General features: G+C 70.3%; 15 protein-coding genes. 9 read left to right on the top strand and 6 right to left on the bottom strand.

Annotated elements, in window-relative coordinates:
- Nucleotides 1-41 precede the first annotated feature (41 nt).
- Nucleotides 42-1,052, top strand: a complete 1,011-nt coding sequence (locus tag ABZX90_RS16590; RefSeq protein ID WP_351126129.1) for an ATP-binding cassette domain-containing protein — start codon at nucleotides 42-44, stop codon at nucleotides 1,050-1,052.
- Nucleotides 1,049-1,906 (top strand): ABC transporter permease, encoded by an 858-nt coding sequence (locus ABZX90_RS16585; RefSeq protein ID WP_351126128.1) that lies wholly within the window; start codon nucleotides 1,049-1,051, stop codon nucleotides 1,904-1,906. Before ABZX90_RS16590 ends, ABZX90_RS16585 begins: the two co-directional genes overlap by 4 nt.
- A gap of 139 nt (nucleotides 1,907-2,045) precedes the next feature.
- Here ABZX90_RS16585 and greA read toward each other — a convergent pair whose 3' ends face one another.
- Nucleotides 2,046-2,543 (bottom strand): transcription elongation factor GreA, encoded by a 498-nt coding sequence (greA, locus tag ABZX90_RS16580; RefSeq protein ID WP_351126126.1) that lies wholly within the window; start codon nucleotides 2,541-2,543, stop codon nucleotides 2,046-2,048.
- A gap of 209 nt (nucleotides 2,544-2,752) precedes the next feature.
- Nucleotides 2,753-3,154, bottom strand: coding sequence for a DUF4307 domain-containing protein (locus ABZX90_RS16575; protein ID WP_355205429.1), 402 nt, complete (start codon nucleotides 3,152-3,154; stop codon nucleotides 2,753-2,755).
- 173 nt (nucleotides 3,155-3,327) lie between these two features.
- On the opposite strand from ABZX90_RS16575, the gene mca reads away from it, so the two are divergent.
- Nucleotides 3,328-4,188 carry a mycothiol conjugate amidase Mca gene (mca, locus tag ABZX90_RS16570; RefSeq protein ID WP_351126197.1) on the top strand — a complete coding sequence of 287 codons (861 nt, stop codon included), beginning with the start codon at nucleotides 3,328-3,330 and terminating at the stop codon, nucleotides 4,186-4,188.
- Entirely contained in the window at nucleotides 4,181-4,474 is a 294-nt protein-coding gene (locus tag ABZX90_RS16565) for a hypothetical protein (RefSeq protein ID WP_355205425.1), read from the top strand. The genes mca and ABZX90_RS16565 overlap by 8 nt, the downstream gene beginning before the upstream one ends.
- Nucleotides 4,475-4,591: 117 nt before the next feature.
- Here the strand turns inward: ABZX90_RS16565 and ABZX90_RS16560 are convergent, their stop codons facing one another.
- Nucleotides 4,592-7,786, bottom strand: a complete 3,195-nt coding sequence (locus tag ABZX90_RS16560; RefSeq protein WP_355205422.1) for a tetratricopeptide repeat protein — start codon at nucleotides 7,784-7,786, stop codon at nucleotides 4,592-4,594.
- Nucleotides 7,787-8,097: 311 nt separating this feature from the next.
- Between ABZX90_RS16560 and ABZX90_RS16555 the strand changes: the two genes are divergently transcribed.
- The 5 genes from ABZX90_RS16555 (at nucleotide 8,098) to ABZX90_RS16535 (ending at nucleotide 16,912) form a co-directional block, all read left to right on the top strand.
- On the top strand, nucleotides 8,098-10,134 hold the full coding sequence (locus ABZX90_RS16555) for a thioredoxin domain-containing protein (RefSeq protein WP_351126118.1): 2,037 nt from the start codon (nucleotides 8,098-8,100) through the stop codon (nucleotides 10,132-10,134).
- A 184-nt stretch (nucleotides 10,135-10,318) separates the two neighbouring features.
- On the top strand, nucleotides 10,319-11,581 hold the full coding sequence (locus ABZX90_RS16550) for a glycosyltransferase (protein WP_351126116.1): 1,263 nt from the start codon (nucleotides 10,319-10,321) through the stop codon (nucleotides 11,579-11,581).
- Complete coding sequence (locus ABZX90_RS16545) at nucleotides 11,578-13,284, top strand: phospholipid carrier-dependent glycosyltransferase (protein ID WP_355205419.1); 1,707 nt, start codon at nucleotides 11,578-11,580, stop codon at nucleotides 13,282-13,284. Before ABZX90_RS16550 ends, ABZX90_RS16545 begins: the two co-directional genes overlap by 4 nt.
- Entirely contained in the window at nucleotides 13,281-14,504 is a 1,224-nt protein-coding gene (locus ABZX90_RS16540; protein WP_355205416.1) for a glycosyltransferase family 2 protein, read from the top strand. The genes ABZX90_RS16545 and ABZX90_RS16540 overlap by 4 nt, the downstream gene beginning before the upstream one ends.
- A gap of 143 nt (nucleotides 14,505-14,647) precedes the next feature.
- On the top strand, nucleotides 14,648-16,912 hold the full coding sequence (locus tag ABZX90_RS16535; protein ID WP_351126196.1) for a galactose oxidase early set domain-containing protein: 2,265 nt from the start codon (nucleotides 14,648-14,650) through the stop codon (nucleotides 16,910-16,912).
- 42 nt (nucleotides 16,913-16,954) lie between these two features.
- Here ABZX90_RS16535 and ABZX90_RS16530 read toward each other — a convergent pair whose 3' ends face one another.
- From ABZX90_RS16530 to ABZX90_RS16520, 3 genes are read right to left on the bottom strand one after another with little or no spacing between them, the layout of a single operon-like run.
- The gene (locus tag ABZX90_RS16530) at nucleotides 16,955-17,680 is read right to left on the bottom strand and encodes a Mut7-C RNAse domain-containing protein (RefSeq protein ID WP_355205413.1); all 726 of its coding nucleotides are present in this window, start codon (nucleotides 17,678-17,680) and stop codon (nucleotides 16,955-16,957) included.
- A gap of 4 nt (nucleotides 17,681-17,684) precedes the next feature.
- On the bottom strand, nucleotides 17,685-18,347 hold the full coding sequence (locus tag ABZX90_RS16525) for a TetR/AcrR family transcriptional regulator (RefSeq protein ID WP_355205411.1): 663 nt from the start codon (nucleotides 18,345-18,347) through the stop codon (nucleotides 17,685-17,687).
- Nucleotides 18,348-18,352: 5 nt separating this feature from the next.
- Nucleotides 18,353-19,918, bottom strand: coding sequence for an MFS transporter (locus tag ABZX90_RS16520; RefSeq protein ID WP_355205408.1), 1,566 nt, complete (start codon nucleotides 19,916-19,918; stop codon nucleotides 18,353-18,355).
- Nucleotides 19,919-19,924: the final 6 nt, after the last annotated feature.

Raw genomic sequence — 19,924 nt, 5'->3', positions numbered from 1 at the left:
CGTGAAAATCCGAAAATTCCCCAACGACGTGGAGAACTCTCATGCCAGGCGCCATCTACGCCGAAGGCCTGGTGAAGACCTTCGGTGACGTAAGGGCTCTGGACGGCGTCGACCTCGATGTCCCGGAAGGCACCGTGCTCGGCCTGCTCGGGCCGAACGGCGCGGGCAAGACGACCGCGGTCCGCTGTCTGACGACCCTGCTGCGCCCCGACAGCGGCAAGGCCGTCGTCGCGGGCATCGACGTGATCAAGGACCCCGACGCGGTACGCCGCAGGGTCGGCCTCTCCGGACAGTTCGCGGCGGTCGACGAGTACCTGACCGGCCGCGAGAACCTTCAGATGGTCGGTCAGCTCTACCAGATGAAGGCCAAGGCCGCGAAGGTCCGCGCGGAACAGCTCCTGGAGCAGTTCCACCTCACCGACGCCGCCGACCGCACCGCGAAGACCTACTCGGGCGGTATGCGCCGCCGCCTCGACCTGGCGGCGGCCCTGGTCGTGTCACCCCCGGTGATGTTCATGGACGAGCCGACGACCGGCCTCGACCCGCGCAACCGCCAGCAGCTGTGGGACGTCATCAAGCAGCTCGTCTCCGGCGGTACGACGCTGCTGCTGACCACCCAGTACCTCGAAGAGGCCGACCACCTCGCGCACGACATCTGCGTGGTCGACCACGGCCGCGTCATCGCCCGCGGCACCGCCGACGAGCTCAAGGCGCAGACCGGCGGCGAGCGTGTCGAGGTCGTCGTGCACGAGCGTGAGCACATGGCGACCGCCTCCGAGGTGCTGCGCGGCTTCGGCAAGGGCGAGACCACCGTCGAGGAGCACACCCGCAAGCTCACCGTGCCGGTCACCGGCGGCGCGAAGCTCCTCGCGGAGGTGATCCGCGAGCTGGACACCCGCGGCATCGAGATCGACGACATCGGCCTGCGCCGCCCCACCCTCGACGATGTCTTCCTCTCCCTCACCGGCCACGTGGCCGAGGAGAGGGCCGAGGAGAACGGCCTGATCGCGGACGCCAAGACCGACAAGCGCAAGAAGGAGGCCGCGAAGTGAGCGCCGTCACCGACGCCGTGCAGGTCACGGCGCCCTCGAACCCCGTCTACCAGTCCATCCGGGATTCCCTGGTCATCGCCAAGCGGAACCTGATCAGGATGTCCCGGATCCCCGAGATGGTGATCTTCGGACTGATCCAGCCGATCATGTTCGTGGTGCTGTTCACCTATGTGTTCGGCGGGTCCATGAAGATCGGCGGCAGCACCAGCGCCGAGGCCTACACCAACTTCCTGATGGCCGGCATCTTCGCGCAGACGGTCACCTTCGCCACCGCGGGCGCCGGCGCGGGCATCGCCGACGACATGCACAAGGGCCTCATCGACCGCTTCCGCTCGCTGCCCATGGCGCGCGGCGCGGTGCTGACCGGCCGCACCCTGGCCGACCTCGTGCAGACCGCGCTGACCCTGCTGGTCCTCGCGGTGGTCGCCCTGATGGTCGGCTGGCGGGTCGGCACGACCGGCAGCACCAACGGTCTCCGCGTCCTCGGAGCCTTCGGGCTGCTGCTCCTGCTGGGGTACGCGTTCACCTGGATCGGCGCGCTCATCGGCCTGTCCGTGCGGACGCCCGAGGCGGCCACCTCCGGCGGGCTGATCTGGCTCTTCCCGGTCACCTTCATCTCGAACGCGTTCGTGGACACCGCGAACATGACTCCCTGGCTGCGGCACGTCGCGGACTGGAACCCGTTCAGCGCCACCGTGCAGGCCTGCCGTGTGCTGTTCGCCAACCCCGGGGTGTCGCAATCCGAAGCCTGGCCCATGCGGCACTCGATCTGGGCCTCGGTGATCTACTCCGTCCTGATCGTGCTGATCTTCCGGACGCTCGCGGTCCGCAAGTACCGCTCGGCGACGGCGTGAGCACGGACAGGGCCTGACCAGGGCAGGTCCGGATCCGACGAAGACCCGGACCTGGCGAAGGCCCGGACCTGACGAAGATCCAGACATGACGATGCCCCCGGCGCTCGGCCGGGGGCATCGTCGTCGGCTGGTCCTGGGCTCAGCCCTGGTACGGCACGGCCTTGAGGATCTTCACCGAGGCGAGCTTGCCGTTCGGCAGCTCGTACTGGGCGTCCTCGCCGACCTTCTTGCCGTTCACGCCGGAGCCCAGCGGGGACTGCGGAGAGTACGTCTCGATGTCGGAGCTCGCGTACTCCCGCGAGCCGAGCAGGAAGTCCAGGGTGTCGTCCTCGTCGCCGTCGAAGGCGATGGTGACGAGGCTGCCCGGTGCGACCACGCCGTCCGCCGCGGGAGCCTCGCCGACCTTGGCGTTCTCCAGGAGCTGGGTCAGCTGGCGCACACGGAGCTCCTGCTTGCCCTGCTCTTCCTTGGCCGCGTGGTACCCGCCGTTCTCGCGCAGGTCGCCTTCCTCGCGTGCGGCGGCGATCTTGGCGGCGATCTCCGTGCGCGCAGGACCAGACAGGTACTCCAGCTCGGCCCTGAGCTGGTTGTACGCCTCCTGGGTCAGCCAGGTGACGTTCTCGCTGGTCTGGGTCACAGGTGCTCCTCGTAGGTACTGGGATACAAAGCATCGCCCTACCCAGAAGCATGTTCTCTCACGGGTGGGCGAAACCACGAGCCTAACAATTCAGCGGCTCGGAGGGGAGGACATAAGGCATCAGAATTACATCAATGCAGGTCAGTCACCGGTTGCTGAGGGTGATGCCGACGGTGTCGATGCCATCAGGCCCGGGCGGGCGGTGTCGCTCAGCCCGAGTGACAGCCGAGGAGTTCCGCCGTGGAACCCCGGGCCGTCGTACGCAGGGTAACCACCTTGTCGACGCGGGAGGAGTCCTGGTCGAAGCGGAAGTCGGCGCGGCCCACCTCGGCGCCCTCGGCGCTCTGGGAACGCAGCGTGCAGTAGCCGCTCGCGCCCGAGTCCTTGTGCACTTCCAGGTGCACCTCGACCGCGCCGTCCGAGACCGCCTTGAAGGTGATCACCTGGGCGCTGATCTTGGTCCCGCCGATGTAGTCGTAGCCGAACCAGCCGGTCAGGGTGATCAGGGCGACGCCCAGGACGCCACCGATGATCTTGAGCTTCCGGTCGGCGCGCTCGTCCGCGGAGCGGCCGTACCGGCCCTCGGGCAGCTGAGTGCTCGCCGTACTCATGATCGTCCTCTCGGCTGGGGCCCGTAAGGGAGGACCCCGGAATTATTCGCCCCCCGATTCCGTCACTATAGAAGCCGCCCATCGCGCTGATTCACGCCGGGCGCCGACAGCCGACTTACTGAGGCGACAGCCGACTGACCGAGGATTGAGTCTTGACTGACCAGCTGCGACTGATGGCCGTTCACGCCCACCCCGACGACGAGTCGAGCAAGGGCGCGGCCACCATGGCGAAGTACGTGTCCGAGGGGGTGGACGTGCTGGTCGTGACCTGCACGGGCGGGGAGCGCGGCTCCATCCTCAATCCCAAGCTTCAGGGCGACAAGTACATCGAGGAGCACATCCACGAGGTACGCAAGAAGGAGATGGACGAGGCCCGCGAGATCCTCGGCGTCAAGCAGGAGTGGCTCGGCTTCGTCGACTCGGGCCTGCCCGAGGGCGACCCGCTGCCCCCGCTCCCCGAGGGGTGCTTCGCCCTGGAGGACGTCGACAAGGCGGCCGGCGAGCTGGTCAGGCAGATCCGCTCGTTCCGCCCGCAGGTGATCACCACGTACGACGAGAACGGTGGCTACCCGCACCCCGACCACATCATGACCCACCAGATCTCGATGGTGGCGTTCGAGGGCGCGACGGACACCGAGAAGTACCCGGAGTCGGAGTTCGGCACCGCGTTCCAGCCGCAGAAGCTCTACTACAACCAGGGCTTCAACCGCCCGCGCACCGAGGCACTGCACCACGCGCTCCTGGACCGCGGCCTGGAGTCGCCGTACGGGGACTGGCTGAAGCGCTGGAGCGAGTTCGAGCGCACCGAGCGGACGCTGACCACGCACGTTCCGTGCGCGGACTTCTTCGAGATCCGTGACAAGGCGCTCATCGCGCACGCCACGCAGATCGACCCCGACGGCGGCTGGTTCAAGGTCCCCATGGACATCCAGCGGGAGGTCTGGCCGACCGAGGAGTACGAGCTCGCCAAGTCCCTCGTCGACACATCCCTCCCCGAGGACGACCTCTTTGCGGGCATCCGCGACAATGCCTGACATGAGCGCAAGCCTGGCACTGACGCACCTCGTCCCCCTCGCCAAGGAGGTCGACGAGAACAAGGTCACCCCCGGCGTCCTCGGCTTCATCGTCTTCGCGGTGATGGCCCTGGCCGTCTGGGGTCTGATGAAGTCCATGAACCGCCACATGGGCAAGGTCACCTTCGAGGAGGACCCCGAGAACAAGGCGGCTGCCTCCGGCGGCGCGGAGCGGTCCGTCTCCGGCACGACGGCGCCGGGCTCCGGCACCGGCTCCGGTGGGAAGGCCGCCCCCGCGAAGGGCTGAGCGAGCGCCCGCGGGGGGCCCCGGTCCGCACCGGCCCCCCGCGGGAACGTCAGCCGCGGCCGAGCCCCGGCGTGAGCCCCTTCACACCCCTCACGCCACGGCCGCACGCCACCACCCTCAGGTCGCCACCGTCACGCCCATCACATCGCGCGCGTGGCGTCCCGGCACCATGCCCAGGCGCCAGGCCTGCCAGCCGGCGTCCAGGTCCACTCCCCGCTCCAGCAGCAGCTGGTACGCCTCGATGAAGTCGTCGAGCCTGCCGTCGCGGGTGCGGTGACCGGAGCGCGAGAGCTGCGACAGTTCCTCCTGGGCCACCGCGGCACCCACCTCGTGGCCGCCCGGGGCCGCGTAGGGGAGCAGGGTGCAGCGCAGGAAACGGGCCCAGTCCTCCCCGCGATGGTCGCCGTACGAGGCGAACAGGTCGACAGCCTCGTCGCACAGGGACAGAGCCTGCCGGCTACGGGCGTTTCCGGCGTCGACGACGGCGAGCTCCAGGCACGTCCACGCCTCGCCGTGAGCCACCCCGATGCGCTGGAAGTCCGCGCGGGCGTCGACCAGGAGCTGGCGGGCGAAGCCCGAGTTCCGCAGCGAGCCCGTCTGCGCGGCGCGCTGGTCGCGGGTCACACGGGCCGAGTGGTGGCGGGCGCAGGCCAGACCGTAGACGTCCCTCATACGGGAGAACATCGTCCGGGACCGCTCCAGCTCGCGCACCGCCTGGTCCAGGTTGCCGGTCTCCTCCAGGGCCTGGCCGAGGTAGTAGACCGTCCAGGCCTCGCCGCGCGCGTCCTCGTTCTCGCGGTGGCGCGAGGCCGCCTGGCGCAGCCCGTCGACCGCGGAGGACGGGTCGCCCTCGACGAGCCGGGCGCGGGCCAGCTGGGTGAGCGCCCAGGCCTCACCGCGGGCGTCGCGCGTACGGCCGTACAGATCGAGCGCCTCGCGCAGTTCACGCTCCGCGCGCGGCACGTCGCCCATCCGCAGGCCCAGCTGGCCGAGCTGGAAGTGGGCCCAGGCCTCGCCGTGCACCGAGCCGCTCTCGCGGTGCAGGACCAGGGCATCGGTGAGGAGGTCGAGGGCCTGGGCGAGCCGGGACCTGTCGCGCTCCACCGCCGCCAGCGCGTGCATCGTCCAGGCGCGGTCGGCCGCCAGCTCGGGGGAGGCCTGGAGGTCCATGGCCTCCTGGAGCTTGGCCGACGCCTCGATGAGGTTGCCCTGATGGTGCAGCGTGATGCCGAGGGAGCACAGCGCCCTCGCAGCGCCCGCGTCGTGGTGGGCCTCGAAATAGAGGTCCACCACCGAGGCCAGGGTCGTCCGCGCCTTGTCCAGCTCGCCCAGCTGGCGGGCCGCGATACCGGTACGCCACTGCACCGAGCGGACGAGGAGGCCCTGGTCGACAGCCTGGGTCAGTTCGCTGATCTCGCCCAGGCGGTAGAGGTCACCGCGCAGCAGGCAGTAGTCGCACAGCGCGCCCAGGAGGTGCAGCACCGCGGCCTGGTTCACCCCCTCCGCGTGCCGCAGCGCCGCCGTGATGAAGCTCGACTCGTCGTCCAGCCAGCGGAGCGCGGCGTCCAGGGAGGTGAAGCCGTGCGGCCCGAACTGGTCGGCGCGCGTCGACGTCTTGCCGTCCACCAGACGGATCACCGAGTCGGCGAGCTCCGCGTAGTTCACGATCAGGCGTTCCTGCGCCGCCGTGCGCTCCGAGGGTTCCTCCTCGTCCAGGAGGCGGGCCGTGGCGAAGGCCCGTACGAGATCGTGCAGGCGATAGCGGCTGCCGCGCACATGGTCGATCAGGCCCGCCTGGGAGAGGGCGGTCAGATGACGGGTGGCCTCGGGTTCGTCCGTCGCGAGGAGGGACGCCGCCGCGGCCGCGCCCAGCGAGGCACGACCGGCCAGTGCCAGCCGGCGCAGCAGCCGGCGCGCCATGTCCGACTGGTCCGTGTAGCGCAGCCACAGGACCCGCTCGACGGGTTCCACGGGGCCGTACGCCGCGAGGTCGGTGGCGAGCCCGCGCGGGGTGCGTGAGCCGAGCGAGGAGCCCGCGACGCGCAGGGCCAGTGGCAGGCCGCCGCACAACTCCCGCACCCGGTCGGCGGATTCGGCGTCGTAGGGGCCGGAGGCGTCCTGGGCCGCCGCGGTCAGCAGCTCCTCGGAGCCCGCCGCGTCCAGCGCCTCGACGGGGAGCTGGTGCACCCAGGCGGGGAGGTCGGCGGGCAGGTCGAGGGGTTTGCGCGCGGTGACCAGGACCAGGCTGTCCGAGCGCTCGGGGACCAGGGTTCGGACCTGCTCGGCGTCGCTCGCGTCGTCCAGCACGATCGTCACGGGCAGGCCCGTCAGATGCTGGTGGTACAGCTCGCTCAGCCGTCTGACCTGCTGGTCCTGTGAGGCGCGCTCCCGGAAGAGGAGCTGTTCGCGCGGGGCGCCGAGCCGGTTCAGCAGGTGGAGCAGCGCGTCGCGGGTGGTGAGCGGCGGGTCGTCCGGGCTGTCGCCCCGCAGGTCCACCACGCACGCGCCGCGGAACTGGTCCTTGAGGGCGTGCGCCGCCCGGACCGCGAGCGTGCTGCGGCCGGAGCCGGGCGCGCCGTGCAGCACCACGACCGTCGGCTTCGTCTCCGTGCTCGCCCGGGCCGCGTGCACCCACTGCGCGACCCGCGACAGCTCGGTTCTGCGCCCGGTGAACGGGCCGTCCGGCTCCGGCAGTTGCCCGAAGGACTGCTCAAGGACACTGCGCCTGCGGGCCGCCGCGCTCTTGTCGGTGCGCCGCAACTGGGGCGCGCCCGGCTTGGCTCCGGTCGAGGCGTTGAGAACACGCTGCTGATCGAGGAACGGGCGGATGCCCCGTACCTCCAGGGCCGTCAGCCATTGCAGACGCAGTTGCTCGGGACCCCCGGGCTGCCCCAGGGCTCCGGCCCGGCGGCTCGCGGCGGGCACGTGCGAGGCCGTCACCTTCAGGACGGTGGCGACGGCGCCCGCCACGGCGACCGTCGCGCCGGTGCCGACGGCCGTGCCTGCGCCGGTGCCGAGGGCCAGGTCGGCGGCGACGGCCGCGAGTGCGCCGACAGCCGCCACCAGCAGGGGAGTTCCGGATCCCTCGCGCGCGAACCGCTGCCCGAAGGTCTGCCGCCCCGCCTCCGACTCGTCCCGGGCCAGGGTGTACGCCGTGTACTCCTCGGCGGCGGTCTCCGCCATCGCGTCGAGCGCGCCCCGCGCCCGCGACAGCAGCACACCCCCGTCCAGGCGCCCTCCGGACCGCCGCACCTCCTCCTCGACGGCCCGGGCCAACAGCCGCTCGGCCTCCGCCCGATGGCTGTCCCGCATGTCACGTCCCCCTCCGGCAGCAACTCCTTGGCCTATGAGTGTCCTTCGGCGAGGACGCGAACGCGAGAGGGCAGACGATCAATCCAGTCGTACGGGACGCGCGACGGCCCGGGCGGGTCCGTTGCTTCCGCCGCCCCTGCCCCCTCGGGCGGCGCGGGAGGCGCGCGCACGCCGGCGTGCGGCATCGACGATGTACATCAGGACCGCACCCCGCCCGGCCGTACCGCCGCCCTCGTGAAGCTGTCCCGAAGGGGCACGCCCGGTGCACCTGCGCTTCTACGCCGTCCCGGACACCGTGGCAGAGTGGAAGGGTGAACCGACTGGCCCATGAGACGTCCCCGTATCTGCTCCAGCACGCCGACAACCCCGTCCACTGGTGGCCCTGGTCGGCCGAGGCCTTCGACGAGGCCCGTCGGAGCAACCGACCCGTTCTGCTGAGCGTCGGGTACAGCAGTTGCCACTGGTGCCATGTCATGGCCCACGAATCCTTCGAGGACGACGCGACAGCCGCGTACCTGAACGACCATTTCGTCAGCATCAAGGTCGACCGGGAGGAGCGGCCCGACGTCGATGCCGTCTACATGGAGGCGGTGCAGGCGGCGACCGGGCAGGGCGGCTGGCCGATGACCGTGTTCCTCACGCCGGACGCCGAGCCCTTCTACTTCGGCACCTACTTCCCGCCCGAGGCCCGCCACGGCATGCCGTCGTTCCGGCAGGTGCTGGAGGGTGTGTCCGGTGCCTGGACCGACCGGCGGGACGAGGTCGCCGAGGTCGCGGGGAAGATCACGCGGGATCTCGCCGAGCGGGAGCTGTCCTTCGGGGACAGCGAGGTGCCGGGCGAGGAGGAGCTGGCCGGCGCGCTGCTCGGCCTCACCCGGGAGTACGACGCCACGCGCGGCGGATTCGGCGGGGCGCCCAAGTTCCCGCCGTCCATGGTGATCGAGTTCCTGCTGCGCCACCACGCGCGGACCGGCTCCGAGGGCGCTCTCCAGATGGCGGTCGACACCTGCGAGCGGATGGCGCGCGGCGGCCTCTACGACCAGCTCGGCGGCGGCTTCGCCCGGTACTCCGTCGACCGCGAGTGGGTCGTGCCCCACTTCGAGAAGATGCTTTACGACAACGCCCTCCTCTGCCGGGTCTACGCCCATCTCTGGCGTTCCACCGGGTCCGAGCTCGCCCGGCGGGTGGCTCTGGAGACCGCGGACTTCCTGGTGCGCGAACTCCGTACGAACGAGGGCGGGTTCGCCTCCGCTCTCGACGCGGACAGCGACGACGGCACCGGCAGGCACGTCGAGGGCGCGTACTACGTGTGGACGCCCGCGCAGTTGCGTGAGGTTCTCGGGGACGCGGACGCCGAGCTCGCCGCCCAGTACTTCGGGGTCACCGAGGAGGGCACCTTCGAGGAGGGCGCCTCCGTGCTGCAACTCCCGCAGCAGGAAGGTGTCTTCGATGCCGAGAAGGTGGCCTCCCTGCGGGAGCGGCTGCTCGCGGCGCGGGCCGGGCGGCCCGCGCCCGGGCGCGACGACAAGGTGGTCGCCGCCTGGAACGGTCTCGCGGTGGCCGCCCTCGCGGAGACCGGCGCCTACTTCGACCGCCCCGATCTGGTGGAGGCCGCGATCGGCGCCGCCGACCTCCTCGTACGGCTGCACATGGACGACCGGGCGCGGCTGGCCCGCACCAGCAAGGACGGCCGAGTCGGCGCCCACGCCGGAGTGTTGGAGGACTACGCGGATGTCGCCGAGGGCTTCCTCGCGCTGACGTCCGTCACCGGGGAAGGGGTCTGGCTGGAGTTCGCCGGGTTCCTGCTCGACCATGTCCTGGCCCAGTTCACGGACGACGGGTCGGGTGCGCTGTACGACACGGCGGCCGATGCCGAACGGTTGATCCGCCGTCCGCAGGACCCCACCGACAACGCCACGCCCTCGGGCTGGAGCGCCGCGGCCGGAGCCCTGCTGTCGTATGCCGCGCAGACTGGTGCGGAGCCCCATCGCACCGCCGCCGAACGGGCGTTGGGCGTCGTGAAGGCGCTGGGGCCGCGGGCGCCCCGCTTCATCGGGTGGGGGCTCGCGGTGGCCGAGGCGCTGCTCGACGGCCCCCGGGAGGTTGCGGTGGTGGGGGAGGGGAGAGATCCGGCCACAACGGCCTTGCGGCGCGCGGCACTTCTGGGGACCGCACCGGGTGCCGTGGTGGCGGTGGGAACGCCGGAGAGTGACGAGCTCCCGCTGCTTTCCGGCCGACCTCTGGTCGACGGCAAGCCGGCCGCGTACGTCTGCCGTAACTTTGCGTGCGACGCCCCGACGACCGATCCTGACCGACTTCGTACGGCCCTGAACGGCCGAAACGTGTGATCCCCAACCGGTCCAAACGCCCCTAGAGTGCGGATTGTTCAGGAAGTCGACCGAGTGTGATGAAACACGCTCTTCACCAGAACAACCTGTGGGCTTCACAGATCACCCATAGCCTCTGCACGGTGACGCGACAGCGGTAACACGCTGTCGCGACTGGGGGTTTTTGGGGATCTGGGGGGATCTGTTGCTCACGTCTGTCTTCATCGCTGCCGTTTCACTGGCGCTCTTCTGGATGGCGGCCTTCACTCTGTGGTGGCAGATGCACGCGTGGCGTACGCCCGAAGTGCTGGCCTCCACCCGGTTCAGCAGTCCGGACGGGGGTGAGAGCCTGTCCTTCTCGCTGCTGCTGCCCGCGCGGCACGAGCAGGCGGTGCTCGACCACACCATTCAGCGACTGCTGGAATCCAGCCACACCGACTTCGAGATCATCGTCATCGTGGGGCACGACGACCCGGAGACCACCGAGGTGGCCCGGAGCGCCGAAGCGCGCGATCCACGGGTGCGGGTCGTCGTCGACCACCACGAGAAGAAGAACAAGCCGAAGGCCATGAACACGGCCCTGCCGCACTGCCGCGGTGATGTGGTCGGGGTCTTCGACGCCGAGGACCAGGTCCATCCGGAACTGCTCGCCCACGTCGACCACGCGTTCCGCACGACGGAGGCGGATGTCGTCCAGGGCGGGGTGCAGCTCATCAACTTCCACTCCAGCTGGTACAGCCTGCGCAACTGCCTGGAGTACTTCTTCTGGTTCCGCTCGCGCCTTCATCTGCATGCGCAGAAAGGGTTCATCCCGCTCGGCGGCAACACCGTCTTCGTCCGGACGACGGTCCTGCGGGAGGCCGACGGCTGGGATCCCAACTGCCTCGCGGAGGACTGCGACCTCGGCGTGCGGCTGTCCAGTGTCGGCAAGAAGGTCGTCGTCGCGTACGACTCCGACATGGTGACCAAGGAGGAGACGCCCGGCTCCCTGATGTCGCTGCTCAAGCAGCGCACCCGGTGGAACCAGGGCTTCCTGCAGGTCTACCGCAAGCGCGACTGGAAGCAACTGCCGGGCTTCGGACAGCGGTTGCTCGCCCGGTACACGCTGATGACGCCGTATCTCCAGGCGATCTCCGGTGTGATCATCCCGCTCAACGTGGCGGTCGCGCTCTTCCTCGACGTGCCCGTCGGGATCGCCTTCATCACGTTCCTGCCGGCCGTGACCGCTCTGGTCACCTTCGTGTTCGAGCTTGTCGGACTGCACGACTTCGGTAAGCAGTACGGGCTTCGGGTCCGCCCGGTGCACTACCTGAAGCTGGTCGTCGGCGGTCCCTTCTATCAGGTGCTGCTCGCGGGTGCCGCCGTGCGCGCCGTCTGGCGCGAGCAACGGGGGCGCAACGACTGGGAGTTGACCAGTCATGTCGGCGCGCATCTCACCGAAGTGATCCGAGAGGACGTTCCTGCGTGACCTCCACCCTTCCCGCGGCGACCACACCCACGGTCCCCGCGCAGCGGCCTCGTGCGCCCAAAATCGTCCCGACGACCCGTCCGGTCTTGCGTTTTCGCAGCTCGCGCTCCGATCTGATCCTCTGCGCGGTCCTGCTCACGGCGATCCTCGTCGTGCAGGGCTGGAACATCGCCGCCTACCCGACCCTCAGCGACGACGAGGGCACCTACCTCGCCCAGGCCTGGGCCGTCCAGCAGGGCAAGGGCCTGGCCCACTACACGTACTGGTACGACCATCCGCCGCTCGGCTGGATCCAGATAGCCCTGCTGACCTGGATTCCCGCGCACTTCAGCCCGTCGCTGATGACCGTCGGCTCGATGCGCGGCGCGATGCTCGTGGTCAGCGCGGCGAGCGCGGTCCTGCTGTACGTCCTCGCGCGCCGGCTGTCGCTGCCGCGGTGGGCGGCCGGCCTCGCGATGGTCCTCTTCGGGCTCTCCCCGCTCTCGGTCGTGCTCCAGCGGGAGATCTTCCTCGACAACATCGCGGTGATGTGGACGCTGCTCGCGTTCTGCCTGGCCGCGTCGCCGAGCCGTCACCTGTGGCACCACTTCGGCGCGGGCCTCGCGGCCGCCACCGCGGTGCTGACCAAGGAGACGATGCTGGTCATCCTGCCCGCGCTGTTCATCACGATGTGGCGGCACAGCCATCGGGACACGCGCAAGTTCGCGATCACCGGCGCCGTCACCGCGTGCGTCCTGATCGGCACCGCGTACCCGCTCTTCGCCCTGCTGAAGGGCGAGTTGTTCCCGGGCGGCGGACATGTCTCGCTCTGGGAGGGCATCACCTACCAGATGAGCCGCCCCGGCTCCGGCTTCATCCTGGAGCGGGGCACCGGCTCGTACGGCGTGCTCCAGTCCTGGCTGTACTACGACCGGGTCCTGCCGATCGGCGGACTCGCGGGCGCCCTGCTGCTCCTGGTCACCTTCCGCTGGTCGGTGACCGCGCGCGCCCTGGCCGGACCCGCGCTGACGGTGGCGATCCTCGCCGTGGTGGCCCTGCGCCCGAACGGCTACCTGCCCGCGATGTACGTCATCCAGGCACTCCCCTTCCTCGCCCTCGTCCTCGCCGGAGGCACCGCGAGCGTCGCCCACGCGGTACTGCGCAGACGGCGGACCGACGAGGAGAGGACGTATGTGACGTGGGGGCGCCGCGGGCTGGCGGCGGTGCTCGTGGTGGCCGCCGGTGCCTATGTCGTGCCCCGCTGGTACGACGGTGATCACACGGCCGTGACCGCCGACGCCAACGCTCCCTACCGGGCGGTCTCTTCATGGCTGAAGACCGAGGTCCAGGACCCGAAGGACACCCGTGTCCTGGTCGACGACGCGCTCTGGCTCGACCTCGTGCACGACGGCTACCGGCCGGGCCTCGGCGCCATCTGGTTCTACAAGGCCGACCTCGACCCCGCGGTCACCAAGACGATGCCGCGGGGCTGGAAGGACCTCGACTACGTGGTCGCCTCCCCGACGGTACGGCGCGACGCGGTCGACCTGCCCAATGTGAAGGCCGCGATCGAGCACTCCACGCCGGTCGCCACCTTCGGCAGGGGCGAGGACCGCATCGAGATCCGGCGGATCGACGCTTCCGACGGCAGCAACGGCAGCAACGGCAGCAACGGCATCACCACCACCACCAACAACACAGCCCGTTCCGGAGGCAGTCGATGAGCAGCTTCGAGAGCACTGTCCCCGGCGAGCTGGGCGATCCGGCGGTACGCGCCGTCGAGGTCCCGGAGCCCGGTGCCGTCACCATCGTCGTACCGACGTTCAACGAGTCCGCGAACATAAGGCAGTTGCTGCACCAGATAACCGAGTCGGTGCCTGCCCGGCTGCCCTGTGAGGTGGTGTTCGTGGACGACTCCACGGACGACACTCCCGAGGTGATCTCCGAGGTCGCGCAGGACTGCCCGTTCCCGGTGACCGTGCTGCACCGCGATGTGCCCGAGGGCGGGCTCGGCGGCGCGGTCGTGGAGGGGCTGAAGGCGGCGTGCTCCGACTGGATCGTCGTCATGGACGGGGACTGCCAGCATCCGCCGTCCCTGATACCGGAGTTGGTCGCCTCCGGCGAGCGGGCGAACGCGGGTCTCGTGGTCGCCAGCCGGTACATCAAGGGCGGCAGCCGGGAAGGACTGGCGGGCGGCTACCGGATCGCGGTGTCGCGGGGCGCGACCTGGCTGACCAAGACGCTCTTCCCGCGCAAGCTGCGGGGCATCAGCGACCCGATGAGCGGCTTCTTCGCGATCCGCCGCAGCGCGGTCACCGCCGAGGTCCTTCAGCCGCTCGGCTACAAGATCCTTCTCGAACTGGCCGTACGCAGCAGGCCCCGCCAGGTCACCGAGGTGCCCTTCGTCTTCCAGGACCGCTTCGCGGGCGAGTCCAAGTCGACCGCGCAGGAGGGCTTCCGGTTCCTGCGCCACCTCGTCGGGCTGCGCACCGCCTCGCCGGTCGCCCGCATGGTGGTCTTCGGGCTGATCGGCGCCACCGGCTTCGTGCCGAACCTGCTCGGCCTGTACGCGCTCACGGCCGCCGGACTGCACTACGTACCGGCGGAGATCCTCGCCAACCAGCTCGGCGTGGCCTGGAACTTCCTGCTCATCGAGCATCTGCTGTTCCGCGAGCGCCGCAAGCACCGCAACTGGTGGGACCGGGCCGGCCGGTTCGCGCTGCTCGCCAACGCCGATCTGGTGCTGCGCATCCCGCTGATCGCGCTCTTCGTCGGCCACTTCGGCATGGGTGCCCTGTCCGCCACGGCCCTGGCCCTGGTGACGACCTTCGTTCTGCGCTTCGCCGGGACCGAAGCGCTGGTCTATCTGCCGCGCCGCAGCAGCCAGAGCGGGCGCGGGAGCCGCGACCGCGACCGCGAACGCACAACAAGGAGAGCCGCGTGAAATTCCGGGTGAGACCACGACGGAGAACCGCCCTGCTGGCCGTGACGGGCCTCGCCGCCGGGCTGCTGCTCGTATCGCCGCAGCCCGCGTCGGCCGTCAACCTCGTCACGAACCCGGGCTTCGAGACCGCCGGTACGGACGGCATGCCGTCCTGCTGGGAGAAGTCCGGCTGGGGCGACAACGACTTCAGCTTCGCGACCGTGACCGACGCCCATTCCGGCTCCAAGGCCATGAAGGTGACGCTGACCCGCCGGGTCGACGGCGACCGCAAGGCGCTGATCACCGAGTCCGCCGCCTGCGCGCCGGTGGTCACCGTGGGCAAGCAGTACGACCTCGGGCTCTATTACAAGACGACGACCCCCGACGCGGCCATCACGCTCTTCCGGCACGACACCGCGGCCGGCTGGCAGTACTGGACCGACCTCAAGACCCTGGACATGGCGGCGGCCTGGACGCAGGCGACGGTGCGCACCCCGGCCGTCCCGGCGGGCACCGACCGCATCACCTGGGGCGTGTCCGTGTACGGCACGGGGTCCGCGACCACCGACGACTACACGATGGAGCAGGTCTCCGACCCCGTTCCGCCGGCCACCTGCACGGGCACGGCCGAGGAGTGCGCGAACGGGAAGTGGACGGTCCTGCCCACGCAGAACCCGGTGCGCTCCATGCACTCCGTCGTCCTCAACAACGGCAAGGTGCTGCTGATCGCGGGCTCCGGGAACAGTGAGGAGAACTTCGACGCGGGCACGTTCACGTCGGCGGTCTACAACCCGGCGACCGGCTCGTACAAGGTGATCCCCACACCCAAGGACATGTTCTGCGCCGGACACGTCCAGCTCGCCGACGGGCGGGTACTGGTGATGAGCGGCAACAAGGCGTTCCCGGTCGCGGGCGGGCACGGGTACGAGGGGTACAAGGACTCGTACATCTTCGACCCGGTCACCGAGACGTACAGCAAGACGAACGACCTGAACGACGGCCACTGGTATCCGTCCGCCACCGAGCTGGGCAACGGCGACATCATCTCGTTCGGCGGACTGCGCGAGGACTCCTCGGGCTCGGTGACCGCCGAGCGCTGGTCGAACGCCCAGCAGCAGTGGCTGCCGCTGTGGCAGGTCAACCAGACGTGGTCGTTCTGGGGCCTGTACCCGTCGATGATCCTGATGCAGGACGGCCGGCTCTTCTACTCGGGCAGCCATGTCTTCGGCAACGGCACCCCGGGCACCGGCTCGGCGATCTACGACTACGACGCCAACACCACGACCGCGGTCCCCGGCCTGCAGAACAAGGACCAGCGGGACCAGTCCGCGAGCGTGCTGCTGCCTCCCGCGCAGGACCAGAAGGTCCTGACCATCGGCGGCGGCAACATCGACTCGAACCCGGACGCCAACCGGCTCACCGACATCATCGACCTGAAGGCCGCCGACCCCTCGTACACCGTCGGCCCGCAGATTCCACAGGGCACGGTGGACCTGGGCAACGGCAAGGTGGCCCAGACCGGAGCCCAGGGCAAGATGTACGTCTCCGCCGTCCTGCTGCCCGACGGCAAGGTCCTGGAGACGGGCGGCGGACTGCACAACCGCGCCAACCCCGTCTACGAGGCGTCGATCTTCGACCCCGCCACCTCGACCTTCGACCCGGTGGCAGCCGACCCGGAGGCCCGCGGCTACCACTCGTCCGCGTTCCTGCTGCCGGACGGCCGTGTGATGGCCACCGGTGACAACCCGGGCAACGGCACCTGGAACCACAACGTGTCCATCTACACCCCGCCGTACCTCCTCAAGGGCACCCGCCCGACGATCACTTCGGTGATCGACAACGAGTGGGTGTACGGGGACACGCAGCGCATCACCGTCGACCGGCCCATCGTGAAGGCGGAGTTGATCCGGCCCGCCGCGGTGACGCACTCGTCCGACCCCAATCAGCGGTTCGTGGACCTGCCGCTGAGCGTGGACGGCAACAACGTCGACCTCAACGTGACGAGCAACCCCGACATGGCGCCGCCCGGCTGGTACATGCTCTTCGCGGTCGACGCCAACGGTGTTCCGTCGGTGGCCAAGTGGGTGCATCTCCAGGGTCCGTCCGCGCTCGCCGCGGACACCGCCTCGGCGCACGTCCACTCCTTCGCCGACTCCCTGGAAGGCACCGTCACGGAGCCGGGCAGGAAGCGGACCTCCCAGAAGGTGTCCACCACCATCTCCGGCTGCGACCGCCACTACGGCACGATCAACGTCTGCGTGCCGACGGTCTTCCCGGACGGGGTGAAGAAGACGACGGCCTCACGCTGCGCCTGGCTGAAGAAGAACGACTACGGGCGTCTGAGGATCAACGGCAAGGACGATCCGCTCGGACTCGACCCCAGCAGGGACGGACTGGCCTGCGGGGCAAAGGATCTGATCAAGCGTTAGAACGCTTCGGGCCGGCACCGGAGGAGACCCCGGACCGGCCCGTCAGGTCCCGAACTCCGCGAGGGCGCGCTCCACGACGGTTTCCAGCCGGTCGTGGTGCGCGCCCTTCCAGTAGGCGCGCCCGCACTCCGCGCACTGGGCGAAGACGTCGTACGACCGCTCGGTGCCGCTCTCCAACTGCTCCGCGACCTGCTCCTTGGTGGCCCGGTGGAGCAGACCGTTGCACGCGGTGCAGCGCGTCCAGGGTTTCAGCTCGGGCGCGAACCGGCCCAGCACGTCCCGGAGTTGGTCGTCGGGACGGGTGCTGTAGACGAAGCCGCCCGCCCACAGTTCGCGGCGCCGCAGCAGTCCGCGGTCGCGGCTGAGCAGCACACGCCGCTCGGCCGCCGAACGGGCGGCCAGAGCCGGGTCGCCGATGTCGGTGGACTCGTACGCCGTGTCGACGCCGAGGAGGCGCATCCGGCGGGCGAGGGTGCCGAGATGGACGTCGAGGAGGAAGCGCAGCGGCGCGCCGGGGACCCGCTGCGGGCGTTCGACCGCGCGGACCTGCACGGACTCGTCCGCCGCCGGGAGGTGCGAGAAGGGCACCTCGCGCCCGTCCACGACCAGGGCGCCGACCTCCGTCAGCGGGACGCCGAGCGACTCGACGACATGTCCGAGGGTGGAGGAGCCGTCGGTGCCGACGGCGGTGACGCCCGCCCGGCGGGCGTGCGGGACGAACAGCCCCAGTTCGGGGGCGAATTCGATGTGGATCTCCGGTCCGTTCACGCGGTCAGGATGTCACGCGGGGCGCACCCGTGGCCTCCGGGTTTCCCGGCGGCAGACCGTGCTCCAGGACGTTCACGGCGCGCTCGACGAGGTCGGCGAAGTCGTCCCCCTGGCCGGTCTCGGCCCAGTACAGGGACGTCTCCATCAGCCCGCCGATCAGCGACATCGCGAAGACACGGACCTCCAGACTGTCCGGGTCCCAGCCGGCGCGCTCCCCGATGGCCCGGCTCAGCAGCCGCCCGGTGACGGACATGCTCTCCATCATCCGGGACCGCACCGCGGGGACCTCGACCATCAGCCGCGTCCGGAGCCGGGTGATCTCGGGGTCCTCCGCGCTGCTGACGCCGATGGCCTTCCTGAGCACATGGCGCAGGGACTCGAACCAGGGCTCGTCCGCGGGGCGCTCGCGCAGTTCCTGTTCCAGGAGCGGGTCGTACTCGTCCGTGAGGACGATGTCCTCCTTGGTCGGGAAGTAGCGGAACACCGTGGACGGGGAGACCTCGGCCGCCTCCGCGATCTGCTCGATCGTCGTCGCGTCGTACCCCTGCGCCTCGATCAGCCGGTATGTCGCCTCGCGGATCGCGACGCGGGTCTTCATCTTCTTCCGCTCGCGGAGCCCCGGCTGGGGCTCCGTCGCGGGAGTGGAACTCTGTGCGGTGGCGGCCATGGTCCTCATTGTCCGGCATCGGCGGGGGCCGGGGCCATGTCGGTGTCCTCCTTCGACTCCGGGGCGGGCTGCTGGGCGCTCGGCAGCAGCGCCGCCGCCAGCAGAGCGGTGACCAGGGCCGCGATCCCGCTGACCAGCAGGACCAGGTCCATGCCGTGGATGTACGCGGAGTTCGCGGAGGCGGCGAGGGCGGGGTCGCCGAGCCGGCCGGCGATCACATGGGCGCCGACCACCGAGTCGCCGGCGACCTTCGCGGCGGCGGGCGGCAGAGCGGAGGTGACGAGGCGGTCGGCGTACGTGCTCGCCAGCAGGGAGCCGAGCAGGGCGATGCCGATCGCGCCGCCCACCTGGCGCACCGTCATCAGCAGCCCGGAGCCGCTGCCGGCCCGGTCGCGGGGGAGTGCGCCGAGGGCGGCCGACATCGCGGGGACGACGGCGAAACCGAAGCCGAGTCCGGCGATGGACAGCCACAGGGCGGTGACGCCGTACCCGTCGTCGACGGTCGTACGACTGCCGAGGAACGCGGCGAAGGCGAGGACGACGAGACCCGCGCTGATCACCGCGCGCGCCCCGAAGCGGGCGACCAGCGGCTGCGCGCCCCTGGAGGCGACCAGCAGTCCGCCCATCATCGGCAGCATCCGCACCCCGGTCCCGAGCGCGTCGTGTCCGAGCACCGCCTGGAGGTACTGCGGCAGCACGAACATCAGGCCGGACAGGACGAACATGACGAGCGTCGCCGCGAGGGTGTTGAGCAGGAAACCGCGCTGGGCGAGCAGGGAGAGGTCCAGCATCGGGCGGGGGCTGCGGCGTTCGCGGACGACGAGCAGCGCGATCAGGACGACCGAGGCGGCGAAGCAGCCGAGGACGAGCGGGTCGCCCCAGCCGCGGGTCGGGGCCTCGATGATGGCGTAGATCAGGACGCTGAGGCCGACCGCGGTGAGCGCGGTGGAGACCGCGTCGACCTTGGGCGATGCCGGGTCCCGGGTCTCGGGGAGCAGGAAGACGCAGGCGGTGATGCCGATGGCGGCCATCGGCATGTTGACCAGGAAGACGGAGCCCCACCAGAAGTGGTTCAGCAGCCAGCCGCCGATGATCGGGCCCAGCGGCAGGCCGAGGGCCGAGGCGGCGGAGACGGCCCCGACCGCCTTGGTGCGCTCGTCGGGTCCGAACAGCGAGGGCAGCACGGCGAGCGCGAGTGGCATCACCAGCGCGCCGCCGACACCCATCAGGGCGCGCGCGACGATCACCCAGGTGACGTCGTCGACGAGCGAGCCGGCCAGGGAGCCGGCCAGGAAGACGCCGAGGCCGGCGATGAGCATGCGGCGCCGTCCGAAGCGGTCGCCGAGCAGGCCCGCCGGGAGCATCAGCGAGGCGAAGACGACGACGTACGCGTCCGCCATCCACTGCTGCTCCCCGGTGGACGCGCCGAGGTCACGGGCCATCGTCGGCAGCGCCACGTTGAGGATCGTCATGTCGAACCCGAGCACGAGCATGCTCGCGACCAGGGCCCCGAGGGCCCACCAGCGCCGGGGGTCGCGCCGAACGGCGCCGTCTTGCGTGAGAGTCACCATGAAATG

It is taken from the genome of Streptomyces sp. NPDC002935 (assembly GCF_040611295.1).
Classification (GTDB): Bacteria; Actinomycetota; Actinomycetes; order Streptomycetales; family Streptomycetaceae; genus Streptomyces.
Note: the sequence above shows the minus strand (reverse complement) of the source record. Positions and strands in the feature narration are given on the sequence as shown.